Consider the following 18,762-nt stretch of genomic DNA (forward strand, 5'->3'; position numbering starts at 1 on the left):
TCAGACCTTTTTCTGCATCATCACCAATTTCTTCTGTTACTCAGAGAAAAAACGGCAGCAAATCACACTGATTTTGTTCTAATAACCAGCGTTTTTATCTATAACTTTTTTTCTATGTCATGCAGCAGCCGATGCAGCATAGCGGTATCCCGCTGCTGTAACAGGCCGATGCGCTGCTGTAGCCAGTCTGCCAGTTTTTCATCCCCGGCGACCTCCAGCCGCTGTAACAGATATTGTGCACGCTGGCGCAGTGCTGCCAGCTGTGGCACATCGGCAGCTGGCTCTGTCTGCGCGCAGACCTGACGCAGTGCTGAAAGCTGGTAGCAATAGACCATTACCGCCTGCCCGAGATTCAACGAGGGATAATCCCCGGCCATCGGGATGCCGGTAAGCAGGTCAACCAGCGCCAGTTCATCATTGGTCAGGCCGCTATCCTCACGGCCAAAGACCAGCGCGGCACTGCCAATCCACTGCTGCTTCTCTTCCAGCACCTGCTGTACCTGCTGCGGGGTGGCATAGTAGCGAAACTTTGCACGCGAGCGGGCGGTGGTGGCGATACTAAACTCGATATCTTCCAGCGCTGAAGCCAGCGATGGCCAGTTGCTGGCGTTCTCCAGAATCTCCCCGGCCCCATGCGCCACTCTCAGCGCTGCCGGATCGAGATGCACCTTGCTATCGACAATGCGTAACTCGCTAAATCCCATGGTTTTCATGGCCCGGGCCGCTGCGCCGACATTTTCAGCACGTGCGGGAGAAACAAGGATAAGAGGAAAACGCATAGCCACCTTCATTAGAGAGAGAAAATCACGAGATTGATGCTGCCTGAGCCTGGGTGAAAAAACAGCAGGAGCATAAGTTCAGACGCTGCCAGGAGGGTAAACCAACGCTTCGGAACAGCGTAATTGAATGATATCGCTGTTTTTTTATTAACAGATCATATAAACAGGCACTATCCAAAGACAAGCTCTTTATTATCAACAAATTAACAATTTTTGAATAGTATTTCCTCTGGCTGTTAACGTCCTTCATTTAATCGCTTACTTTAACCGCAATTGTGACCTAACCTGCCAATTTGGGAACAGTTTTTCACAAAAGTGTTAACGTGCTACAATTGGTTTGATATAAGTCAACTAAGCGTTGTTTTATTGCGTGATGGTTGTTGCCTGTGCTGTTATGTTGCTGTTAATACAGTTAGGATATACGCCGTTTTGGCACTGCCGGGGCATGCAGGATAGATCCTAATGGCTACGCATTTACCCGGAATAACGGGGCTTTCAGCGGAGCTGAAAAACGATATACCTTGGGTAATCCGAGTTGCAGCCTATGCCGGGGCAGTATGAAGTATAAAGGGGTTATCCAAAACAATCCGAGTTGCATCAAGGCGACAAACGATCGTGTATCAAGAATATCATTCTGTACTGCTGTTGTTTTGCTTCTGGCTCTGACACCGGGTTTAGCCAGCGCCAACAGCCGTATGTCCTGTTTTCGATTTTGTTGGCAATTTTAGGTAGCGAACACATGCAGACCCCGCACATACTTATCGTTGAAGACGAATTAGTTACTCGTAATACGCTCAAAAGTATTTTTGAAGCCGAAGGCTACATGGTTTATGAAGCTACTGACGGCGCTGAAATGCATCAGATTCTGACGGAAAATGACGTCAATCTGGTGATTATGGACATCAACCTGCCGGGCAAAAATGGCCTGTTGCTGGCACGTGAGCTGCGCGAGCAGGCTAACGTCGCACTGATGTTCCTGACCGGACGCGATAACGAGGTCGATAAGATCCTCGGTCTGGAAATTGGCGCAGACGACTACATAACCAAACCGTTTAACCCACGTGAACTGACGATTCGTGCACGTAACCTGCTCTCCCGCACCATGAATCTGGCTGCGGTAAGCGAAGAGCGGAAACTGGTTGAATCTTATCGTTTTAATGGCTGGGAGCTGGATATCAACAGCCGCTCACTGGTCAGCCCACAGGGCGAACAGTATAAGCTGCCGCGTAGCGAGTTCCGTGCCATGCTGCACTTCTGTGAAAACCCAGGCAAGATTCAGACCCGCGCTGACCTGCTGAAGAAAATGACCGGCCGCGAGCTGAAGCCACACGACCGCACCGTCGATGTGACTATTCGCCGCATCCGTAAGCATTTCGAGTCCACGCCTGATACTCCGGAAATTATCGCCACGATCCACGGCGAAGGTTACCGTTTCTGTGGCGACTTGCAGGAATAATCTGCTCTAAGGGCGAGGCAAGCCTCGCCCTACGGATTATTTACCCCACGGCATAATCGGTACCGCACTCAGCGCATTTTTTGGCGACCCGTCCACGACCTTGTCAGAATAGCTAAGATAAATTAAAGCATTACGATTCTTATCGTAAAATCGCACAACCTGAAGCTTTTTAAACACCAGCGACGTTCTTTTACGGAATACCACGTCCCCTTCCGTTTTTCCCTGCGCGATTTTTTCGCTAAGTTCAACCGGCCCCACCTGCTGACATGAGATGGCCGCATCCGAAGTATCCTCAGCCAGACCCAGTCCCCCTTTGATCCCACCGGTCTTTGCTCTGCTCAGATAGCAGGTCACATTTTTCACATCCGGATCGTCAAACGCTTCCACCACGATCTTATGGTCGGGGCCAAACACCTTAAATACCGTATCTACGGAACCGATCTGCTCCGCATGCAGGGCGACGGAAAAAAAGATGACTGAAGTGACTACTAACACTTTTTTAATTGTCATGACGTTACCATTTCAAAGAAAATAGATGACATTGTAATGGACATGAGCAACAGTCATGCCTTTACGATTTATCACGCGATGAATCTAAAACTAGCGCGGATATCAGTACGTTTTTCAGTTAGAACCTAATCATTAGCAATCAATGTTACTATTCGTCAACTTTGCTTACCTTGCACCAATTCTGAGTAACATGAGGACGATTTATGGACCAAGCCGGTATCATTCGAGATTTGCTTGTCTGGCTGGAGAGCCACCTGGACCAACCATTATCCCTGGATAATGTCGCGGCGAAGGCAGGTTATTCAAAATGGCACTTGCAAAGAATGTTCAAGGACGTCACTGGCCATGCGATTGGCGCATATATTCGTGCCCGTCGTCTGTCAAAAGCCGCTGTAGCTTTACGTCTTACGAGTCGTCCGATTCTGGATATAGCTTTACAGTATCGTTTCGACTCTCAGCAAACATTCACCAGAGCGTTTAAAAAGCAATTTGCCCAAACTCCTGCCTGGTATCGCCGATCATCCGACTGGAACGCTTACGGGCTGCGCCCTCCGATCCGCCTTGATGATGTCAGATTACCCGAACCCACCTGGGTAAGTCTGCCTGAAATCATGCTGATTGGGCAAACGCAGTCTTATACCTGCACACTGGAACAGATCTCCCGCTTCCGTGATGAAATGCGCCTGCACTTCTGGCGTCAGTTCCTGACGGAAACGGATACCGTTCCGCCAGTGCTGTATGGTCTGCATCAGTCTCGTCCCAGCACGGAGAAAGATGATGAACAGGAAATTCTCTACACGACTGCTGTACCCGCTGAAGAGATCCCCAGTCAGTTACATTCGACGCAGACGGTATTGCTGGAGGGAGGGGACTATGTGCAGTTCACCTATGAAGGGCCGCGTAACGGGCTTCAGAGTTTTGTGTTACAGATTTACGGCACCTGTATGCCAACCCTGAATCTGACACGTCGCCACGGTCAGGATATTGAGCGATTCTATACCCACGGCGGTAAGAAACGCGCTGAGCCACCGGTCGACATTCACTGTGAATATCTGATCCCGATCCGACGTCAGTCGTAGTCAGCAGATAATGCAGAAAGGGCCGATAATATCGGCCCTTTTTTAATGGCTAGCGCTGCAATTCGTCGAGGGACGAATCCTCAAGATGGGCAACATCCCCAGCGGTTTCCACCACCCAGCCAGAAGCCAGCCACGGGCTTTGCTGATGATCAACCCGGGAAATTGAGCAGTTACGCAGGCGCAGACGGCGCTCCGCATTCGCCGGTAAACCCAGGATAGTGCTGAGTAGCACCCCCAGCGCCATACCGTGGCTGACAATCAGCGGGCGGCTTCCTTCCGGCAGTGCCAGACAGGCATCCAGCGCCTGATGCATACGCTGCGCCATTTCACTCATCGACTCGCCCTGCGGAATGCGGCCATTCTCCGTGCCATCCACCAGCGCCCTGCGCCAGCCCTCCTCTTCTGCGCTGAGTGAATCCAGCAGGCGCTCTTCCAGCACCCCCATATTCAGCTCACGCAGACGTGGGTCAAACACCACTGAGCAGCCACATGCGTCGGCTATAATCTCGGCGGTACGACGGGTACGCCCCAGATCGCTGGCAATCACATGGGTTATGCCCTGATGTTTTACCCGCTCTCCTACCTGATGAGCCTGCTGCTCTCCTTTCTCAGTCAGCGCGCTGTCTGACTGCCCCTGAATGCGACGTGCCGCATTCCATAGCGTTTCTCCGTGGCGAACAAGATAGACCTGTAACATGCGATTTTCCGTTATACTGCGACAAATTTGCGTAGAGGGTTCAAACAATTATGTACCATGTTGTCGCTGCTACCATCAATCCAGCCAAAATTAAGGCAATTTCTCAAGCGTTCAGCGATATCTTCGGAGAAGGATCCTGCCATATTGAGGGTGTCGAGGTCGACAGCGGCGTTGCTGCACAGCCGATCACAAACACAGAAACGCGAACTGGCGCACGTCAGCGCGTGATGAATGCCCGCCAGGTAAGACCTGAAGCTGACTTCTGGGTCGCCATTGAGGCAGGCATTGAAGAGAACACGGCTTTTGCGTGGATGGTGGTGGAAAACCATAAATTACGCGGCGAGTCGCGTTCTGCCAGCTTCACTCTGCCAGCCATCGTAATGAAAGGCATTCATGAGGGGCGTGAACTGGGTGAGGAGATGGCGCGCCTGACGGGCGTTAACGATATCAAACACAAAGGCGGTGCCATCGGCGCATTTACTGCCGGTCATCTGACACGCACCAGCGTTTATCACCAGGCGCTGATCCTTGCGCTGTGCCCGTTTCATAACGAAATCTATCAGCGCAAAGTTGACGACGACGCTTCAGACCTTATCTGATCCGTTGAGAAGCTGTGTCTCCAGCCACGCCTTAAGGGCCGGAGGCGCACTTTTCAGACTGTTAGAGCCGCGCGTAATCGTCGCAATGCCTGCCCCCAGCTCATTTTTCAGCTCACGCTGGCTCATCTGGCCCCGCATCAGCTCCTCAACGATACGCAGCCGTGTACCCAGCGCCTCGCGCTCGTCCGGGGTTAGCATCAGTTGTAATAGCGGAAGGTGCAGCTCGCTTTGATAGGCGCGTTGCAACAGCGTGACAAAACGCAGCCAGTCTTCGCTGGCCGGATCGGCCGTGACAGGAACAGGAATTTGGTTGGTCATGATATGCCGCCATACTATTTAACTAGTACAATAGCATATCATCATAGCCGTCATACTTGAAGCCGCCGCTGTGCTGGCTGTCGCTTCAGGTATTCAGGCTATAAAAATCAATCAGTAGCGCTGCTGCCACTCACTGTCGGCAAACAGCTGATCGGATTTCCCCAGGAAGTGGCGATAGTAGGCGTCATAGGCCAGCACGTTCTTCACATAGCCACGGGTTTCCGAGAAGGGAATAGTCTCGATAAATGCCACAGCATCAAGTTTCCCTGCGCTGTTACCCTGCCAGGTACGCACCCGCGATGGCCCGGCGTTATATGCCGCTGAGGCAAAGATACGGTTGTCGCCAAACTGCTGATACACCGATTCCAGGTACTGCGTACCAATCTGAATATTGGTTTCCGCATCCAGCAGCTGGCTGCTGTTGCTGTAGCCAGGAATGCCAAACTTCGTCACCGTATGCTGCGCCGTCGCTGGCATCACCTGCATCAGGCCAGAAGCGCCTACCGGTGAGCGTGCTTTAGGATTCCACGCACTCTCCTGACGGGCAATCGCCATTGCATAGCTGATCGGGATATCCTTACCGCTGATATTACGCTCAAACTGCGGCTGCCACGCCAGCGGGAAACGCTCCTGCAAACTGTTCCACAGTTTTCCGGTAATCGTTGCCTGAACGCTGAGATCCCACCAGTTTTGCTGCCGTGCATAGCTCGCCAGCATCTGCTGCTGCGACGTCGTCCGGCTGGACACCAGATAGCTCCACTCGCTGCGCGCCAGGTTATCCATCCCCCAGTACATCAGCTCACGAACGCGGGCAATCTCCGGGCCGTTAGTCAGGCTGCCGTCCACCGCGGGTGCTTTATCAACCTGCAACGGGTAATCCACCCCGAGCTTCTGCGCCGCCACCATTGGATAGAAACCGCGCTCCTGCATCAGCTTACGCAGAATGCTCTCGCCCTCCTCTTTACGCCCCTGCTCAATCAACAGGTCAGCCTGCCAGTATTGCCACTCATCCTTCGTCTTGGCTTCCACCGGCAGGCGGGCAATCCAGGTATTCATACCACGGCGGTCGTTATTGCCTAGCGACATACGCACCCGCCGCTCAATCAGTGAGGTGGAATCGCTGCGCATCACCACATCATCGCGCCAGCGCGCCTGCTCACTGGTAATATCGTTGCCCATCAGACGCCAGGCTACCGCCTCTTTCAGCTCCTGGGCCTGCTCTTCGTCCAGCTTCTGTAGCTGCACCAGCGATGGGATCATCTGGCGTGCCGCTTCGGCATCGGTACGGGCAAAGCTGGTAAATGCGATTGCCGTAGCCTGACGGGTAAAGTCAGTTGCCCCAACGTTACGTGCAAAGTTCTCCACCGTGCCGGGATTGTTCTGCAAATCCATCACCGCATTGGCAATGGTCTGGTAATCCTGCGGCAGCTGCTTCGCGAGGAAATTAACCAGATTACTGTTGCCCGCTTTCATCGCCAGGCGAATGCGCTCCAGCGTGGTTATCGGGTTCTGCTGCCCCGCCATTTGCCAGGCGCTAAAAAGTTTATCGCAGGTGGCAGGCAGTGAGCTGCCGGTCAGCCAGATAGATTTGGCCCCTTCCCACGCTACCTGCTGTTGCCCGGTAGCCCATTTGGCGTAATACCAGTTACAGCGCGCCGCCACCGGTTTAGGGGCTTCGGGGCTGAATACCAGCAGACCGCGCCAGTCTTCCCGGCGTGCCAGCTCGTTCACAAAGCGTGAAGAGAGCGACCGCACCGGCGGCAGGGTTGGGTAACGTTTGATAAAATCGTTCACCGCCAGCCCGGTTTCCTGATCGAGGTTTTGCGCCAGCTGGCGATATTCGAGGTAGGGATAGAGCGGATAGTCGCGCAGCGTGGGCATCAGCTGATCCACGGTATCCATCTGTTTATTATCCCACGCCTGCTTTATTTGCAGGTAACGGGTACGCTGTTCATCCAGTGAGTCTGCACGGGCACTGCCGGTTACTGCGGTTAAACAGACTGCTACTACCCACCACTGCCACTTGTCCACCATGACTCTCCCCACCTTGTTTGCCTTGTTTTATCCTGAACTGCCAAGTATATCCAAAATCCCCCGGGCGGCCGGAAAGCCATTAGCAGATCGGATGCCAGAAGAATTAAAAAATATAACCCCCTCACATGCTAACCGGGAGCAGCCCGTCGTGCCATGCGCTCAACAAATATTTACGGTAGGACGTTAACGCCCTGCCCCATGATTAAACAAACTCTGCGCACTAATCGTGCAGACGATCTGCGACTGGAAAAATTAATCATTTACTATCAATAGATTAAAATATGGCACGGCCTTTGCTCTGTTGAATTCCATCTTGTATACCAGATGGAATTCAACTTATGGCTTTTACCACAGGATTTACGTTACAGGACTGGCAGCGCCACTATCGACAGCATCCGCAGGAGGTACTCTCCACGCTGGAGGCGCTGCTGGCCGATCTCTCCACTGACGATAACGCCTGGCTTTACCTCGCCACGCCTGCACAGCTGCGTGCTCAGGTGGAACCGCTGCTGGCTGCCTGGCAGCAGGATCCGGCATCGCTGCCGCTGTTTGGCGTTCCCTTCGCGGTAAAAGACAATATTGATATCGCAGGCTGGCCGACCAGCGCCGCCTGTCCGGCCTTTACCTATGTGGCGGAAAGCGATGCCGTAGCGGTGGCCAATCTGAAAGGGGCCGGAGCAATCGTGCTGGGTAAAACCAATCTTGACCAGTACGCTACCGGGCTGGTCGGCACCCGCTCGCCGTTCGGAGCGGTATGTAACACCTTCAATCCTGAGTATGTCAGCGGCGGCTCCAGCTCCGGCTCGGCATCCGTTACCGCTCGCGGCCTGGTCTGTTTTGCGCTCGGTACCGATACCGCGGGATCTGGCCGCGTACCCGCCGGATTTAATAATATCATTGGCCTGAAGCCGACCAAAGGCTGGCTTTCTGCCACCGGCGTGGTGCCCGCCTGCCGTCTGAACGACACTATCTCGATTTTTGCCCTGACGGTAGAGGACGCCTTTCTCACTGCCAGCTGCGCCGCAGGCTATGACGGCCTGGATGCCTACTCCCGCGTGAATCCGGGCCGCGCTCCCGCCGCGCTACCGGCTACGCCGCGCTTCGCCATACCGTCCAGCCCGGAGTTCTTCGGCGATACCAGAGCGCAGGCCGCCTGGGAAGCCGCCTGCGCGGATCTTATCGCTGGCGGAGCCACTTTACAGCCCATCGACTTTACCCCCTTCTCACAGCTGGCCGAACAGCTTTACTACGGCCCGTGGGTGGCGGAGCGCACCGTCGCCGTCGGCGAGATGCTGACACGCCCGGACGAGATGGATCCGGTGGTATACGGCATTGTTGCCAGCGGCAATAACTATAGCGCGGTGGATGCCTACAAAGCGGAGTACCTGCGTGCCGAACTGACACGTCAAATCCAGCAAACCCTCAGCCAGTTTGATGCGCTGGTGGTACCAACCTCGCCCACCATTCATACCCTGGAAGAGATGAAACAGGAGCCGGTGCAGTACAACTCGCAGTTCGGTACCTATACCAATTTCACCAATCTCGCCGATTTATCAGCGCTGGCGCTTCCGGCCACGTTCCGCACGGACGGCCTGCCTGCCGGGATCACCCTGATAGCTCCGGCCTGGTATGACCGTGCGCTGGCAACCTTTGGCATCCGCTGGCAGCAGCAGCAGGCCCTGAGCCTGGGTGCTACCGGTAACGCCCTGCCTGCCGCCGGATCCCTGCCTGCCTCACCGCTGCACGTGCGTGTGGCGGTAGTCGGTGCGCATCTGACAGGCATGCCGCTCAACCACCAGCTCACCCGCCGTCATGCGGTGCTGGTGGAAGAGACGCAGACTGCCGCCTGCTACCGACTCTATGCGCTGGCAAACACTATTCCGGCCAAGCCCGGACTGGCGAAAGATAACTCAGGCGCGGCGATCATCGTCGAGCTGTGGGATATCCCGCTGGCACGCTTTGGCGAGTTTGTCGCGGAGATCCCCGCCCCGCTGGGCATTGGCACGCTGGAACTGGCCGATGGCCGCAGCGTAAAAGGCTTTATCTGTGAACCTGCCGCGCTGGCAGACGCTACCGACATTACCGAATTTGGCGGCTGGCGTCGCTGGCTGACCCGCGAGGAGCATCCACATGTTTAATACCGTACTGATTGCTAACCGTGGCGAAATCGCCTGCCGCGCCATTCGCACCCTGAAACGGCTGGGGATCACCAGCGTGGCGGTCTATTCGCTGGCGGACAAAAACGCACAGCATGTCAAAGATGCTGATATCGCCATCCCCCTCGGCGGCGAAAAAGCCAGCGACAGCTACCTGGTGATAGACAAGATACTCGATGCTGCCCGCGAGAGCGGCGCACAGGCTATCTGGCCGGGCTATGGATTCCTGTCAGAGAGCCTGCCGTTTGCCGCCGCCTGCGAGGCCGCCGGCATTATCTTTATCGGCCCGACGGCCCATCAGATCGGCGAATTTGGCCTGAAGCACCGCGCCCGTGAACTGGCAGCAGCAGCGGGTGTTCCGATGACTCCAGGTACTCCGCTACTGGTTTCGCTGGATGAAGCCCTCACCGCCGCCCGGCATATTGGCTACCCGGTGATGCTGAAAAGCACCGCCGGCGGCGGCGGAATCGGCCTGACGCGCTGTGCCGATGAAACAACGCTTATCGGTGCCTGGGAGAGCGTACGCCGCCTGGGCGAACAGTTTTTCAGCGATGCCGGTGTGTTTCTTGAACGCTGTATCGACCAGGCCCGCCACGTTGAAGTGCAAATCTTTGGTGATGGTCAGGGCAAAGTGGTGGCGCTGGGCGAGCGCGACTGTTCGCTGCAACGCCGTAATCAGAAAGTCGTGGAGGAGACACCCGCGCCAAATCTGCCTGCCGCTACCCGTGCTGCTCTGCTCGACTCGGCGGTCAAACTCGGTGAGCTGGTTAACTATCGCAGCGCCGGAACGGTGGAGTATATCTACGATGCGGCACGTGATGAGTTCTACTTTCTGGAAGTGAACACCCGTTTACAGGTGGAGCATCCGGTCACCGAGTGCGTTACCGGGCTGGATCTGGTGGAGTGCATGTTGCAGGTCGCCGCAGGAGAACAGCCGGACTGGGCTCGTATGGCGCAGGCACCGCAGGGCGCCTCGATCGAAGTCCGTATCTATGCCGAAGATCCGCTGAAGAACTTCCAGCCCAGCCCCGGCGTCCTGACCGAGGTCTGCTTCCCGGAAGGCGTGCGCATCGATAGCTGGATCAGCACCGGTACCGAAGTATCTGCATTCTACGATCCGATGATCGCCAAGCTGATCGTACATGGTAAAACCCGTGAGGCGGCGCTGGAAAAAATGCAGACGGCGCTCAATGAAACCCGCCTGCACGGTATCGCCACCAACCTGGATTATCTGCGCCAGATTATTGCCACCGGAGCATTTCAGAGTGGAGAAGTGTGGACGCGGCTGCTTGACAGTTTCACTCCGCATTCGCCAGTGGTGGAAGTTATCCAGCCGGGAACATGGAGCAGCATCCAGGATTATCCGGGCCGCCTCGGCTACTGGGATATCGGCGTTCCGCCGTCAGGGCCGATGGATGACTACGCCTTCCGCCTCGCCAACCGTATTGTCGGCAACGCCGAAGAAGCCGCCGGACTCGAATTTACCTTGCAGGGGCCGACCCTGCGTTTTCACAGCGATGCGCTGATCGCGCTGACCGGAGCCGCCTGCCCGGCACATCTTGACGGTACAGAGGTGGCGTACTGGCAGCCGCTGGCGGTTAAAGCCGGGCAGACGCTGACGCTGGGACGTGCCCAACAGGGCTGCCGCACTTATCTGGCGGTACGCAATGGTTTTGACGTACCGGAATATCTCGGCAGCCGTTCCACCTTTGCACTGGGTCAGTTTGGCGGGCATGCCGGACGCACCCTGCGCGTGGCAGATATGCTGGCGATTTCCCAGCCATCACTGGCCGCCTGCACCACTCCGGCACCGGTCAGCGCCCCCCAGCCCCTTCCTGCCGAAGCACAGCCGGTCTACGGTGACGAATGGCGCATCGGTGTGCTGTACGGCCCGCACGGTGCACCGGAGTTCTTTACCCAGCACTCTATTGATGAGTTTTTCGCCAGCGAATGGCAGGTGCATTACAACTCCAACCGCCTCGGCGTACGTCTGGTCGGGCCGAAACCTGGCTGGACGCGCGCCAACGGGGGTGAAGCCGGACTGCATCCGTCCAACGTCCACGACTGTGAATACGCCATTGGCGCGGTGAATTTTACCGGTGATTTCCCGGTTATCCTCACCCGTGACGGGCCAAGCCTCGGCGGCTTCGTCTGCCCGGTAACCATCGCCAAAGCCGAACTGTGGAAAGTCGGCCAGGTGAAACCAGGCGATCGCATTCGTTTCCATCCTATAAGCTTCGACGAGGCCCACGCGCTGGAACAGGCGCAGAGCCGCAGCGTTCAGCGCCTCAACTCTCTGCACGCCCCGGTATTTGAGGTGCCGTCACTGGCTGAAACCGTTAACGGCCCGGCCACGGCACTGGCGACCATCAAAGCGACAGAGACCACACCGACTGCCATCTATCGCCAGGCAGGAGATAACTACATTCTGCTGGAGTACGGCGACAACGTGCTGGATCTCGCGCTGCGGCTGCGCGTCCATCTGCTGATGAGCGCCATCAATGAGACCGGGCAACCCGGTATTGAAGAGCTCTCTCCGGGGGTGCGTTCGCTGCAAATCCGCTATGACAGCCAGATCCTGAGTCAGAAACAGCTGATGACTCTGCTGCTTCAGCTGGAGAAAGGTCTGGGTGATGTGACACGCATGAGCGTGCCGTCGCGCATTGTCCATCTGCCAATGGCATTTGAAGACAGCGCAACGCTCGGGGCGGTGGAGCGCTACTCAGAGACGGTACGCGCCAGCGCCCCGTGGCTGCCGAATAACGTCGATTTTATTCAGCGTATTAACGGCCTCAGCAGCCGTGAAGAGGTCAGCGCGACCATTTTTGACGCCAGCTATTTGATCCTCGGCCTCGGCGATGTCTATCTCGGCGCACCCTGTGCCGTACCGATCGACCCGCGCCATCGTCTGCTCAGTTCCAAATATAATCCGGCGCGCACCTTCACCGCTGAAGGCACCGTGGGTATCGGCGGCATGTATATGTGCATCTATGGCATGGACTCCCCCGGCGGCTATCAGCTGGTGGGCCGTACCCTGCCTATCTGGAACAAGTTTCTGAAAAACAAACAGTTCGCGCCAAACGAACCCTGGCTGCTGCACTTCTTTGACCAGGTGCGTTTCTATCCGGTCAGTGAAGCTGAACTGGACGTGCTGCGCGATGACTTCCGCGAAGGGCGCGCCACCATCCGCATTGAACAGTCGGTGTTTGATTTTGCTGAACATACGCAGTTCCTCAGCGACCATGCGGCCTCTATCGCGCAGTTCCGCCAGCGGCAGGCCAGCGCCTTTGATACCGAGGTCGCTCTGTGGGCGCAGGAGGAGGAAGGCGCACCGCTCACCAGTGAAGAGACGCTGCTGCCACCAGAAGAAGATGAGGGGGCCACCCAGGTGAGCGCTGATATGAACGGCAATATCTGGAAAGTACTGGTGCAGCCGGGCGATGAAGTGGTAGCCGGCCAGCCGCTGATCATCGTTGAAGCAATGAAAATGGAGCTGGCAATTTATGCCCCGCAGGCAGGGCGCGTAAAACGTATCGCCTGCCAGCCGGGCCGCCCGGTCAGCCCCGGGGATGCCCTGCTGTGGCTGGAATAAGGACGTGACTATGGAGGAGGTGCCGCAGAAACGCAGTAAAGATCGCCCGGAAGCGCTGGCCGACCGCGTCTATCACCGGTTGAAAAATGACATCTTTGATTTTCGTCTGATGCCGGGTGACCGCTTCAGCGAAAGCGAAGTTGCCGAGCGTATGGATGTCAGCCGTACGCCGGTTCGTCAGGCGCTGTTTCGTCTTGAGAGAGAAGGCTATGTCGAAGTCTGGTTTCGTAGCGGCTGGCAGGTACGACAGTTCGATTTTGCCTATTTCGAGGAGCTGTACGACCTGCGTACCGTGCTGGAGTGCGAAGCGGTAAAACGCCTGTGCCACCTGCCTGCCGACCAGACCGCCGCGCTGCTGATGCCCCTGACCTGCTTCTGGATAGATGAACCACGACTGGAAGAGGGGATGGCCGTATCGCTACACGATGAAGCCTTCCATATCGCCCTGGTGACAGCGGCAGGCAACAGCGAAATGGCGCGTATCCACCGCGAATTAACCGAAAAGATCCGCATTATCCGTCGCCTGGACTTTACCCGCGAAGACCGGATCAGTGCGACCTATAACGAACATGCGCGCATCCTGCGCGCGATATTGCATCAGCACAGTGAGGAGGCACAGCGCATTCTGACCAGCCATATTGCCGTAAGCCGCGCCGAGGTCAGAAAAATCACCATCCACATGCTCCAGCAGGCCAGGCTCGCCCCGGAATAATTCGGGGAGAGGCCTCCGGTGGTCAACGGGGGAACAGGGTTTCATACCAATAATCTTACATACACTTAGGGGTTTACTGATGAAGAGACGTTCACTGCTCAAGGCTTTCGCGCTTTCTGCCACCGTTGTCAGCATGGGATTATCCTGGGGTGCTCAGGCGGCTGACACCATCAAAGTGGGTATTATGCATTCACTCTCCGGCACGATGGCCATCTCCGAAACGCCGCTGAAAGACGTGGCGCTGATGACCATTGATGAGATTAACGCGAACGGCGGTGTGCTGGGTAAAAAGCTGGAACCGGTGGTGGTTGATCCCGCCTCGAACTGGCCGTTATTTGCGGAAAAAGCCCGTCAGCTGCTGACTCATGACAAGGCGGCGGTAGTCTTCGGCTGCTGGACTTCAGTTTCGCGCAAATCGGTGCTGCCGGTGTTTGAAGAGCTGAACGGCCTGCTGTTCTACCCGGTACAGTATGAAGGCGAAGAGATGTCGCCAAACGTGTTCTACACCGGTGCTGCGCCTAATCAGCAGGCCATCCCGGCTGTGGAATACCTGATGAGCGAAGACGGCGGCAGCGCTAAACGCTTCTTCCTGCTGGGTACCGACTATGTCTATCCGCGTACCACCAACAAGATCCTGCGTGCCTTCCTGCACTCAAAAGGGGTGAAAGACAGCGATATCGAAGAGGTCTACACGCCGTTTGGCTACAGCGACTATCAGACTATCGTTTCCAACATTAAAAAATTCTCTGCCGGCGGCAAAACTGCGGTGGTTTCTACTATCAACGGTGACTCCAACGTACCGTTCTATAAAGAGCTGGCTAACCAGGGTATCAAAGCGACCGATGTCCCGGTTGTGGCCTTCTCGGTAGGTGAGGAAGAGCTGCGCGGCATCGATACCAGACCGCTGGTAGGAAATCTGGCCGCATGGAACTACTTCGAATCCGTCGATAACCCAACCAACGCGAAATTCGTCGCCGCTTACCGCGCCTATGCCAAAGCTCACAAACTGCCAAATGCCGATACCGTCGTTACTAACGACCCGATGGAAGCGACCTATGTTGGCATTCATATGTGGGCGCAGGCGGTAGAGAAAGCAGGCACCACCGATGTGGATAAAGTGCGTGCAGCTATGGCCGGTCAGACCTTTGCCGCGCCGGATGGCTTTACCCTGACGATGGATCAGACCAACCACCATCTGCACAAACCGGTGATGATTGGCGAAATCGAAGATAACGGCCAGTTCAACGTGGTCTGGCAGACCGATAAACCGGTGCGTGCTCAACCATGGAGCCCGTATATCGCCGGTAACGATAAAAAACCCGATCACCCGGTAAAAACCAGCAATTAAACCCGTTATATCCATCACCGTAGGGGTCGGGCCTGCCCGACCCGCTACCGGAGCCACTTATGATGACGCGATTCCTGCTGCTACTGCTGTTCAGCCTGCCGCTGCTGGCCCAGGCCGGATCGGCCACCGATTTTGTTACCGCCAGCCGCAGCGATCAACTGACTCTCTTACAGCAGTGGGCCGCCGCACCGAACGCCAGCCGTCTGCCTCTGTTGCAGGCGCTGCACAGTGAAAGCGTGGTGCTGGACGAGAACAAACAGCCCTTTACCCGGGTTCAGGATCGGCTGGTGCCGCTGGAAGGCCATGCGGCCCCGGTTGGCAACACCAAAAAACTGTTTATGAATAACCGGCTGCGCGTAATGATCGCCAGCGCACTGGCGGCACACCAGCTGGTCAGCCCGATCAGCGCCGTACGTCTGCAAGCGGCCCGCGCATTGCAAAATGATGCGAGTCTGGATCAGCTGCCGCTGCTGAAACAGCGCCTTGCAGGCGAAGAGGATGCCGCCGTTCATGCGGTACTGGCGCAGGCGGTTGCCGGATTACAGCTATCAGACAGTAATCCGCTGATGCGCCTGGAGGCAGTAAAACTGCTGGGGGAAACCAGCGATCCGCAAACCCAGGCCAGTCTGGAACGCCTGCTTCAGCCGCAGAACGAGACCGACGCCCGCGTACGTGCTGCGGCGGCAGAAAGCCTGAAACAGATTCGCTATCGTCTGCTGCCGGGCGATCTGCTTGGGCAGGCTTTTACCGGATTGTCGCTGGGTTCGGTACTGCTGCTGGCCGCCCTCGGGCTGGCGATCACCTACGGCCTGCTGGGGGTGATCAATATGGCCCACGGCGAAATGCTGATGATTGGCGCTTATGCCACCTGGATGGTTCAGAATCTGTTTCAGCGCTTCGCCCCTGAGTGGCTGGCGTTTTATCCGCTGCTGGCGCTGCCGGTGGCCTTCTTTATCACTGCCGCCATCGGCATGGTGCTGGAACGCACCATTATTCGCCATCTTTACGGACGCCCGCTGGAAACACTGCTCGCCACCTGGGGCATCAGCCTGATGCTGATCCAGCTGGTGCGTATTCTGTTTGGTGCCCAAAACCTCGAAGTGGCCAACCCGCCGTGGCTCTCCGGAGGTCTGCAAGTGTTGCCCAACCTGGTACTGCCGTACAACCGTATGGCGGTGATCCTGTTTGTAATTGGCGTGCTGGTGCTGACCTGGCTGCTGCTGAATAAAACCCGCCTGGGGATGAATGTCCGGGCCGTTACGCAAAACCGTGCGATGGCAGACTGCTGCGGCGTACCGACCGGGCGCATTGATATGCTGGCATTTGGCCTCGGTTCCGGCATTGCCGGTCTGGGCGGCGTGGCGCTGTCGCAGCTTGGCAACGTTGGCCCGGAGCTGGGACAGGGCTACATCATCGACTCCTTCCTCGTGGTGGTTACCGGCGGCGTCGGCCAGCTGGCGGGTACCGTCGTGGCGGCGCTCGGCCTTGGCATCCTTAATAAAGTGCTGGAACCGCAGATCGGCGCGGTGCTCGGTAAAATCCTGATCCTGGTGTTAATCGTGCTGTTTATACAGAAACGACCGCAGGGACTGTTCGCCTTTAAAGGGAGGGTGATTGACTGATGACGCAACCCATGACGCTGACCCTGGTACAAAAATCTCCGCGCCTGATAACCGGCCTCGGTGCGCTAGTGCTGCTGATCTTGCTGCTGCTGCCTTTTTTCGCGCTGCTGCCCGCAGAAAATCCTCTGGCGCTGTCGACCTATACCCTGACGCTGGTTGGCAAAATCCTCTGCTATGCCATTGTTGCGGTAGCGCTGGATCTGGTGTGGGGTTACGCAGGGCTGTTATCCCTCGGCCACGGGCTGTTCTTCGCTCTCGGCGGCTATGCAATGGGCATGTACCTGATGCGCCAGGCGGCGGGAGACGGTCTGCCCGCTTTTATGTCGTTTCTCTCGTGGAGTGAGATGCCCTGGTTCTGGAGCGGAACCCAGCACTTTGCCTGGGCCTTATGCCTGATTGTGCTGGTGCCCGGCCTGCTGGCGCTGGTGTTTGGCTGGTTCGCCTTCCGCTCAAAAATTAAAGGCGTCTATTTTTCGATTATGACCCAGGCGCTGACCTATGCCGGGATGCTGCTGTTCTTCCGCAATGAAACCGGCTTCGGCGGCAACAATGGCTTTACCGGTTTCACCACGCTGCTCGGCTTTCCGGTGACCGCCACCGGTACACGCATCGGGCTGTTTGTGACCACGGTATTGCTGCTTGCTGCCAGCCTTGCCGCTGGTCTGCTGCTGGCGCGCAGCAAGTTTGGCCGCGTGCTGACGGCGGTACGCGATGCAGAAAACCGCCTGATGTTCTGCGGCTATGATCCCCGGGGATTTAAGCTGTTTGTCTGGACGCTGTCGGCGGTGCTGTGCGGGCTGGCGGGAGCACTGTATGTGCCGCAGGTTGGCATTATTAACCCTGGCGAGATGTCCCCCACCAACTCGATTGAGGCCGCTATCTGGGTAGCGCTTGGCGGGCGCGGTACGCTGATTGGCCCGCTGCTGGGTGCCGGCATCGTTAACGGTGCCAAAAGCTGGTTCACCGTCGCATTCCCGGAATACTGGCTGTTCTTCTTAGGGCTGATGTTTATCCTCGTCACGCTATTTCTGCCGCGTGGCGTCATTGGCCTGCTGCGCCGGAGAAAACATGACTGATCAACTGTTTACCCAACCCCATCGCGCCGATCGCCATCGCGAGCAGACCGACCCGGTGCTCCAGCTGGAGAATATCAATGTGTCGTTTGATGGTTTTAAAGCGCTGACCGACCTCTCTTTACAGATTGGCGTGGGTGAGTTGCGCTGCATCATCGGCCCTAACGGCGCGGGAAAAACCACGCTGATGGATGTGATCACCGGTAAAACCCGCCCCGATAATGGCCGGGTGCTCTACGACCAGAGCATCGACCTGACCACCCTCTCCCCGGTGGAGATTGCCCGCATCGGGATTGGCCGTAAATTCCAAAAACCGACGGTATTTGAAGCGCTAACGGTGTTTGAAAATCTGGAGATTGCGTTAAAAACCGATAAGTCAGTATGGGCCTGCCTGCGTGCCAGACTGAACGGTGAACAGCAGGATCGCATTGATGAAGTCCTTAAGCTGCTGCGCCTCGGCAGCGAACGCCAGCGCCCGGCGGGACTGCTGTCACACGGGCAGAAACAGTTTCTGGAGATCGGTATGCTGCTGGTACAGGATCCGCACCTGCTGCTGCTGGATGAACCAGCCGCCGGAATGACCGATGCGGAAACCGACTATACCGCCGAGCTGTTTCGTACTCTTGCCGGCCAGCATTCGCTGATGGTAGTCGAGCATGATATGGGCTTTGTCGAAACCATTGCTGACCATGTGACAGTACTGCATCAGGGCCAGGTTCTGGCTGAGGGTTCGCTGCGCGAGGTGCAGGCGAACGAGCAGGTAATTGAAGTTTATCTGGGGCGTTAA

The 18,762-nt window shown here is 56.6% G+C and carries 15 protein-coding genes; 10 read left to right on the plus strand and 5 right to left on the minus strand.

Annotated features, from left to right (window positions below; all coding sequences use genetic code 11):
* Nucleotides 1-98: 98 nt before the first annotated feature.
* A complete protein-coding gene (locus GN242_RS17940; RefSeq protein ID WP_156287947.1) occupies nucleotides 99-779 on the minus strand; it encodes a tRNA/rRNA methyltransferase in 681 nt (226 codons plus the stop codon).
* Between the two features lie 739 nt (nucleotides 780-1,518).
* Here GN242_RS17940 and arcA point away from each other — a divergent pair.
* Nucleotides 1,519-2,235, plus strand: coding sequence for a two-component system response regulator ArcA (gene arcA, locus GN242_RS17945; protein WP_154752731.1), 717 nt, complete (start codon nucleotides 1,519-1,521; stop codon nucleotides 2,233-2,235).
* 36 nt (nucleotides 2,236-2,271) lie between these two features.
* Here arcA and creA read toward each other — a convergent pair whose 3' ends face one another.
* The gene (creA, locus tag GN242_RS17950; protein ID WP_154752732.1) at nucleotides 2,272-2,745 is read right to left on the minus strand and encodes a protein CreA; all 474 of its coding nucleotides are present in this window, start codon (nucleotides 2,743-2,745) and stop codon (nucleotides 2,272-2,274) included.
* A 203-nt stretch (nucleotides 2,746-2,948) separates the two neighbouring features.
* Here creA and robA point away from each other — a divergent pair, with 203 nt between their 5' ends.
* Nucleotides 2,949-3,824: an MDR efflux pump AcrAB transcriptional activator RobA gene (gene robA / locus GN242_RS17955; RefSeq protein WP_154752733.1), complete on the plus strand. Its 876-nt coding sequence runs from the start codon at nucleotides 2,949-2,951 to the stop codon at nucleotides 3,822-3,824.
* A 49-nt stretch (nucleotides 3,825-3,873) separates the two neighbouring features.
* Here the strand turns inward: robA and gpmB are convergent, their stop codons facing one another.
* Complete coding sequence (gene gpmB, locus GN242_RS17960; protein ID WP_154752734.1) at nucleotides 3,874-4,521, minus strand: 2,3-diphosphoglycerate-dependent phosphoglycerate mutase GpmB; 648 nt, start codon at nucleotides 4,519-4,521, stop codon at nucleotides 3,874-3,876.
* 50 nt (nucleotides 4,522-4,571) lie between these two features.
* Here gpmB and yjjX point away from each other — a divergent pair, with 50 nt between their 5' ends.
* On the plus strand, nucleotides 4,572-5,120 hold the full coding sequence (gene yjjX / locus GN242_RS17965) for an inosine/xanthosine triphosphatase (RefSeq protein WP_154752735.1): 549 nt from the start codon (nucleotides 4,572-4,574) through the stop codon (nucleotides 5,118-5,120).
* On the opposite strand, the gene trpR is transcribed toward yjjX, so the two are convergent.
* Entirely contained in the window at nucleotides 5,106-5,438 is a 333-nt protein-coding gene (trpR, locus tag GN242_RS17970; RefSeq protein ID WP_154752736.1) for a trp operon repressor, read from the minus strand. The genes yjjX and trpR overlap by 15 nt on opposite strands.
* Nucleotides 5,439-5,549: 111 nt before the next feature.
* Nucleotides 5,550-7,472, minus strand: a complete 1,923-nt coding sequence (gene sltY, locus GN242_RS17975) for a murein transglycosylase (protein WP_154752737.1) — start codon at nucleotides 7,470-7,472, stop codon at nucleotides 5,550-5,552.
* Nucleotides 7,473-7,810: 338 nt separating this feature from the next.
* Here sltY and atzF point away from each other — a divergent pair, with 338 nt between their 5' ends.
* From atzF to urtD, 7 genes are all read left to right on the plus strand, one after another.
* Entirely contained in the window at nucleotides 7,811-9,610 is a 1,800-nt protein-coding gene (atzF, locus tag GN242_RS17980) for an allophanate hydrolase (RefSeq protein WP_156287948.1), read from the plus strand.
* Complete coding sequence (uca, locus tag GN242_RS17985) at nucleotides 9,603-13,220, plus strand: urea carboxylase (RefSeq protein ID WP_156287949.1); 3,618 nt, start codon at nucleotides 9,603-9,605, stop codon at nucleotides 13,218-13,220. Before atzF ends, uca begins: the two co-directional genes overlap by 8 nt.
* A 10-nt stretch (nucleotides 13,221-13,230) precedes the next feature.
* Nucleotides 13,231-13,932, plus strand: a complete 702-nt coding sequence (locus tag GN242_RS17990; protein ID WP_156288325.1) for a GntR family transcriptional regulator — start codon at nucleotides 13,231-13,233, stop codon at nucleotides 13,930-13,932.
* 79 nt (nucleotides 13,933-14,011) lie between these two features.
* On the plus strand, nucleotides 14,012-15,280 hold the full coding sequence (gene urtA / locus GN242_RS17995; RefSeq protein WP_156287950.1) for an urea ABC transporter substrate-binding protein: 1,269 nt from the start codon (nucleotides 14,012-14,014) through the stop codon (nucleotides 15,278-15,280).
* Nucleotides 15,281-15,342: 62 nt separating this feature from the next.
* Nucleotides 15,343-16,902 carry an urea ABC transporter permease subunit UrtB gene (gene urtB / locus GN242_RS18000; RefSeq protein WP_195918358.1) on the plus strand — a complete coding sequence of 520 codons (1,560 nt, stop codon included), beginning with the start codon at nucleotides 15,343-15,345 and terminating at the stop codon, nucleotides 16,900-16,902.
* Complete coding sequence (gene urtC, locus GN242_RS18005; RefSeq protein ID WP_154752742.1) at nucleotides 16,902-17,978, plus strand: urea ABC transporter permease subunit UrtC; 1,077 nt, start codon at nucleotides 16,902-16,904, stop codon at nucleotides 17,976-17,978. Before urtB ends, urtC begins: the two co-directional genes overlap by 1 nt.
* On the plus strand, nucleotides 17,971-18,762 hold the full coding sequence (gene urtD / locus GN242_RS18010) for an urea ABC transporter ATP-binding protein UrtD (RefSeq protein WP_154752743.1): 792 nt from the start codon (nucleotides 17,971-17,973) through the stop codon (nucleotides 18,760-18,762). Before urtC ends, urtD begins: the two co-directional genes overlap by 8 nt.

The sequence above is a fragment of the Erwinia sorbitola genome (assembly GCF_009738185.1).
GTDB classification, from domain to species: Bacteria; Pseudomonadota; Gammaproteobacteria; order Enterobacterales; family Enterobacteriaceae; genus Erwinia; species Erwinia sorbitola.

What these genes read in the sequence shown, in the direction of transcription:
- GN242_RS17940 (WP_156287947.1), bottom strand. Translation starts at nt 779, where the DNA reads ATGCGTTTTCCTCTTATCCTTGTTTCTCCCGCACGTGCTGAAAATGTC.
- arcA (WP_154752731.1), top strand. Translation starts at nt 1,519, where the DNA reads ATGCAGACCCCGCACATACTTATCGTTGAAGACGAATTAGTTACTCGT.
- creA (WP_154752732.1), bottom strand. Translation starts at nt 2,745, where the DNA reads ATGACAATTAAAAAAGTGTTAGTAGTCACTTCAGTCATCTTTTTTTCC.
- robA (WP_154752733.1), top strand. Translation starts at nt 2,949, where the DNA reads ATGGACCAAGCCGGTATCATTCGAGATTTGCTTGTCTGGCTGGAGAGC.
- gpmB (WP_154752734.1), bottom strand. Translation starts at nt 4,521, where the DNA reads ATGTTACAGGTCTATCTTGTTCGCCACGGAGAAACGCTATGGAATGCG.
- yjjX (WP_154752735.1), top strand. Translation starts at nt 4,572, where the DNA reads ATGTACCATGTTGTCGCTGCTACCATCAATCCAGCCAAAATTAAGGCA.
- trpR (WP_154752736.1), bottom strand. Translation starts at nt 5,438, where the DNA reads ATGACCAACCAAATTCCTGTTCCTGTCACGGCCGATCCGGCCAGCGAA.
- sltY (WP_154752737.1), bottom strand. Translation starts at nt 7,472, where the DNA reads ATGGTGGACAAGTGGCAGTGGTGGGTAGTAGCAGTCTGTTTAACCGCA.
- atzF (WP_156287948.1), top strand. Translation starts at nt 7,811, where the DNA reads ATGGCTTTTACCACAGGATTTACGTTACAGGACTGGCAGCGCCACTAT.
- uca (WP_156287949.1), top strand. Translation starts at nt 9,603, where the DNA reads ATGTTTAATACCGTACTGATTGCTAACCGTGGCGAAATCGCCTGCCGC.
- GN242_RS17990 (WP_156288325.1), top strand. Translation starts at nt 13,231, where the DNA reads ATGGAGGAGGTGCCGCAGAAACGCAGTAAAGATCGCCCGGAAGCGCTG.
- urtA (WP_156287950.1), top strand. Translation starts at nt 14,012, where the DNA reads ATGAAGAGACGTTCACTGCTCAAGGCTTTCGCGCTTTCTGCCACCGTT.
- urtB (WP_195918358.1), top strand. Translation starts at nt 15,343, where the DNA reads ATGACGCGATTCCTGCTGCTACTGCTGTTCAGCCTGCCGCTGCTGGCC.
- urtC (WP_154752742.1), top strand. Translation starts at nt 16,902, where the DNA reads ATGACGCAACCCATGACGCTGACCCTGGTACAAAAATCTCCGCGCCTG.
- urtD (WP_154752743.1), top strand. Translation starts at nt 17,971, where the DNA reads ATGACTGATCAACTGTTTACCCAACCCCATCGCGCCGATCGCCATCGC.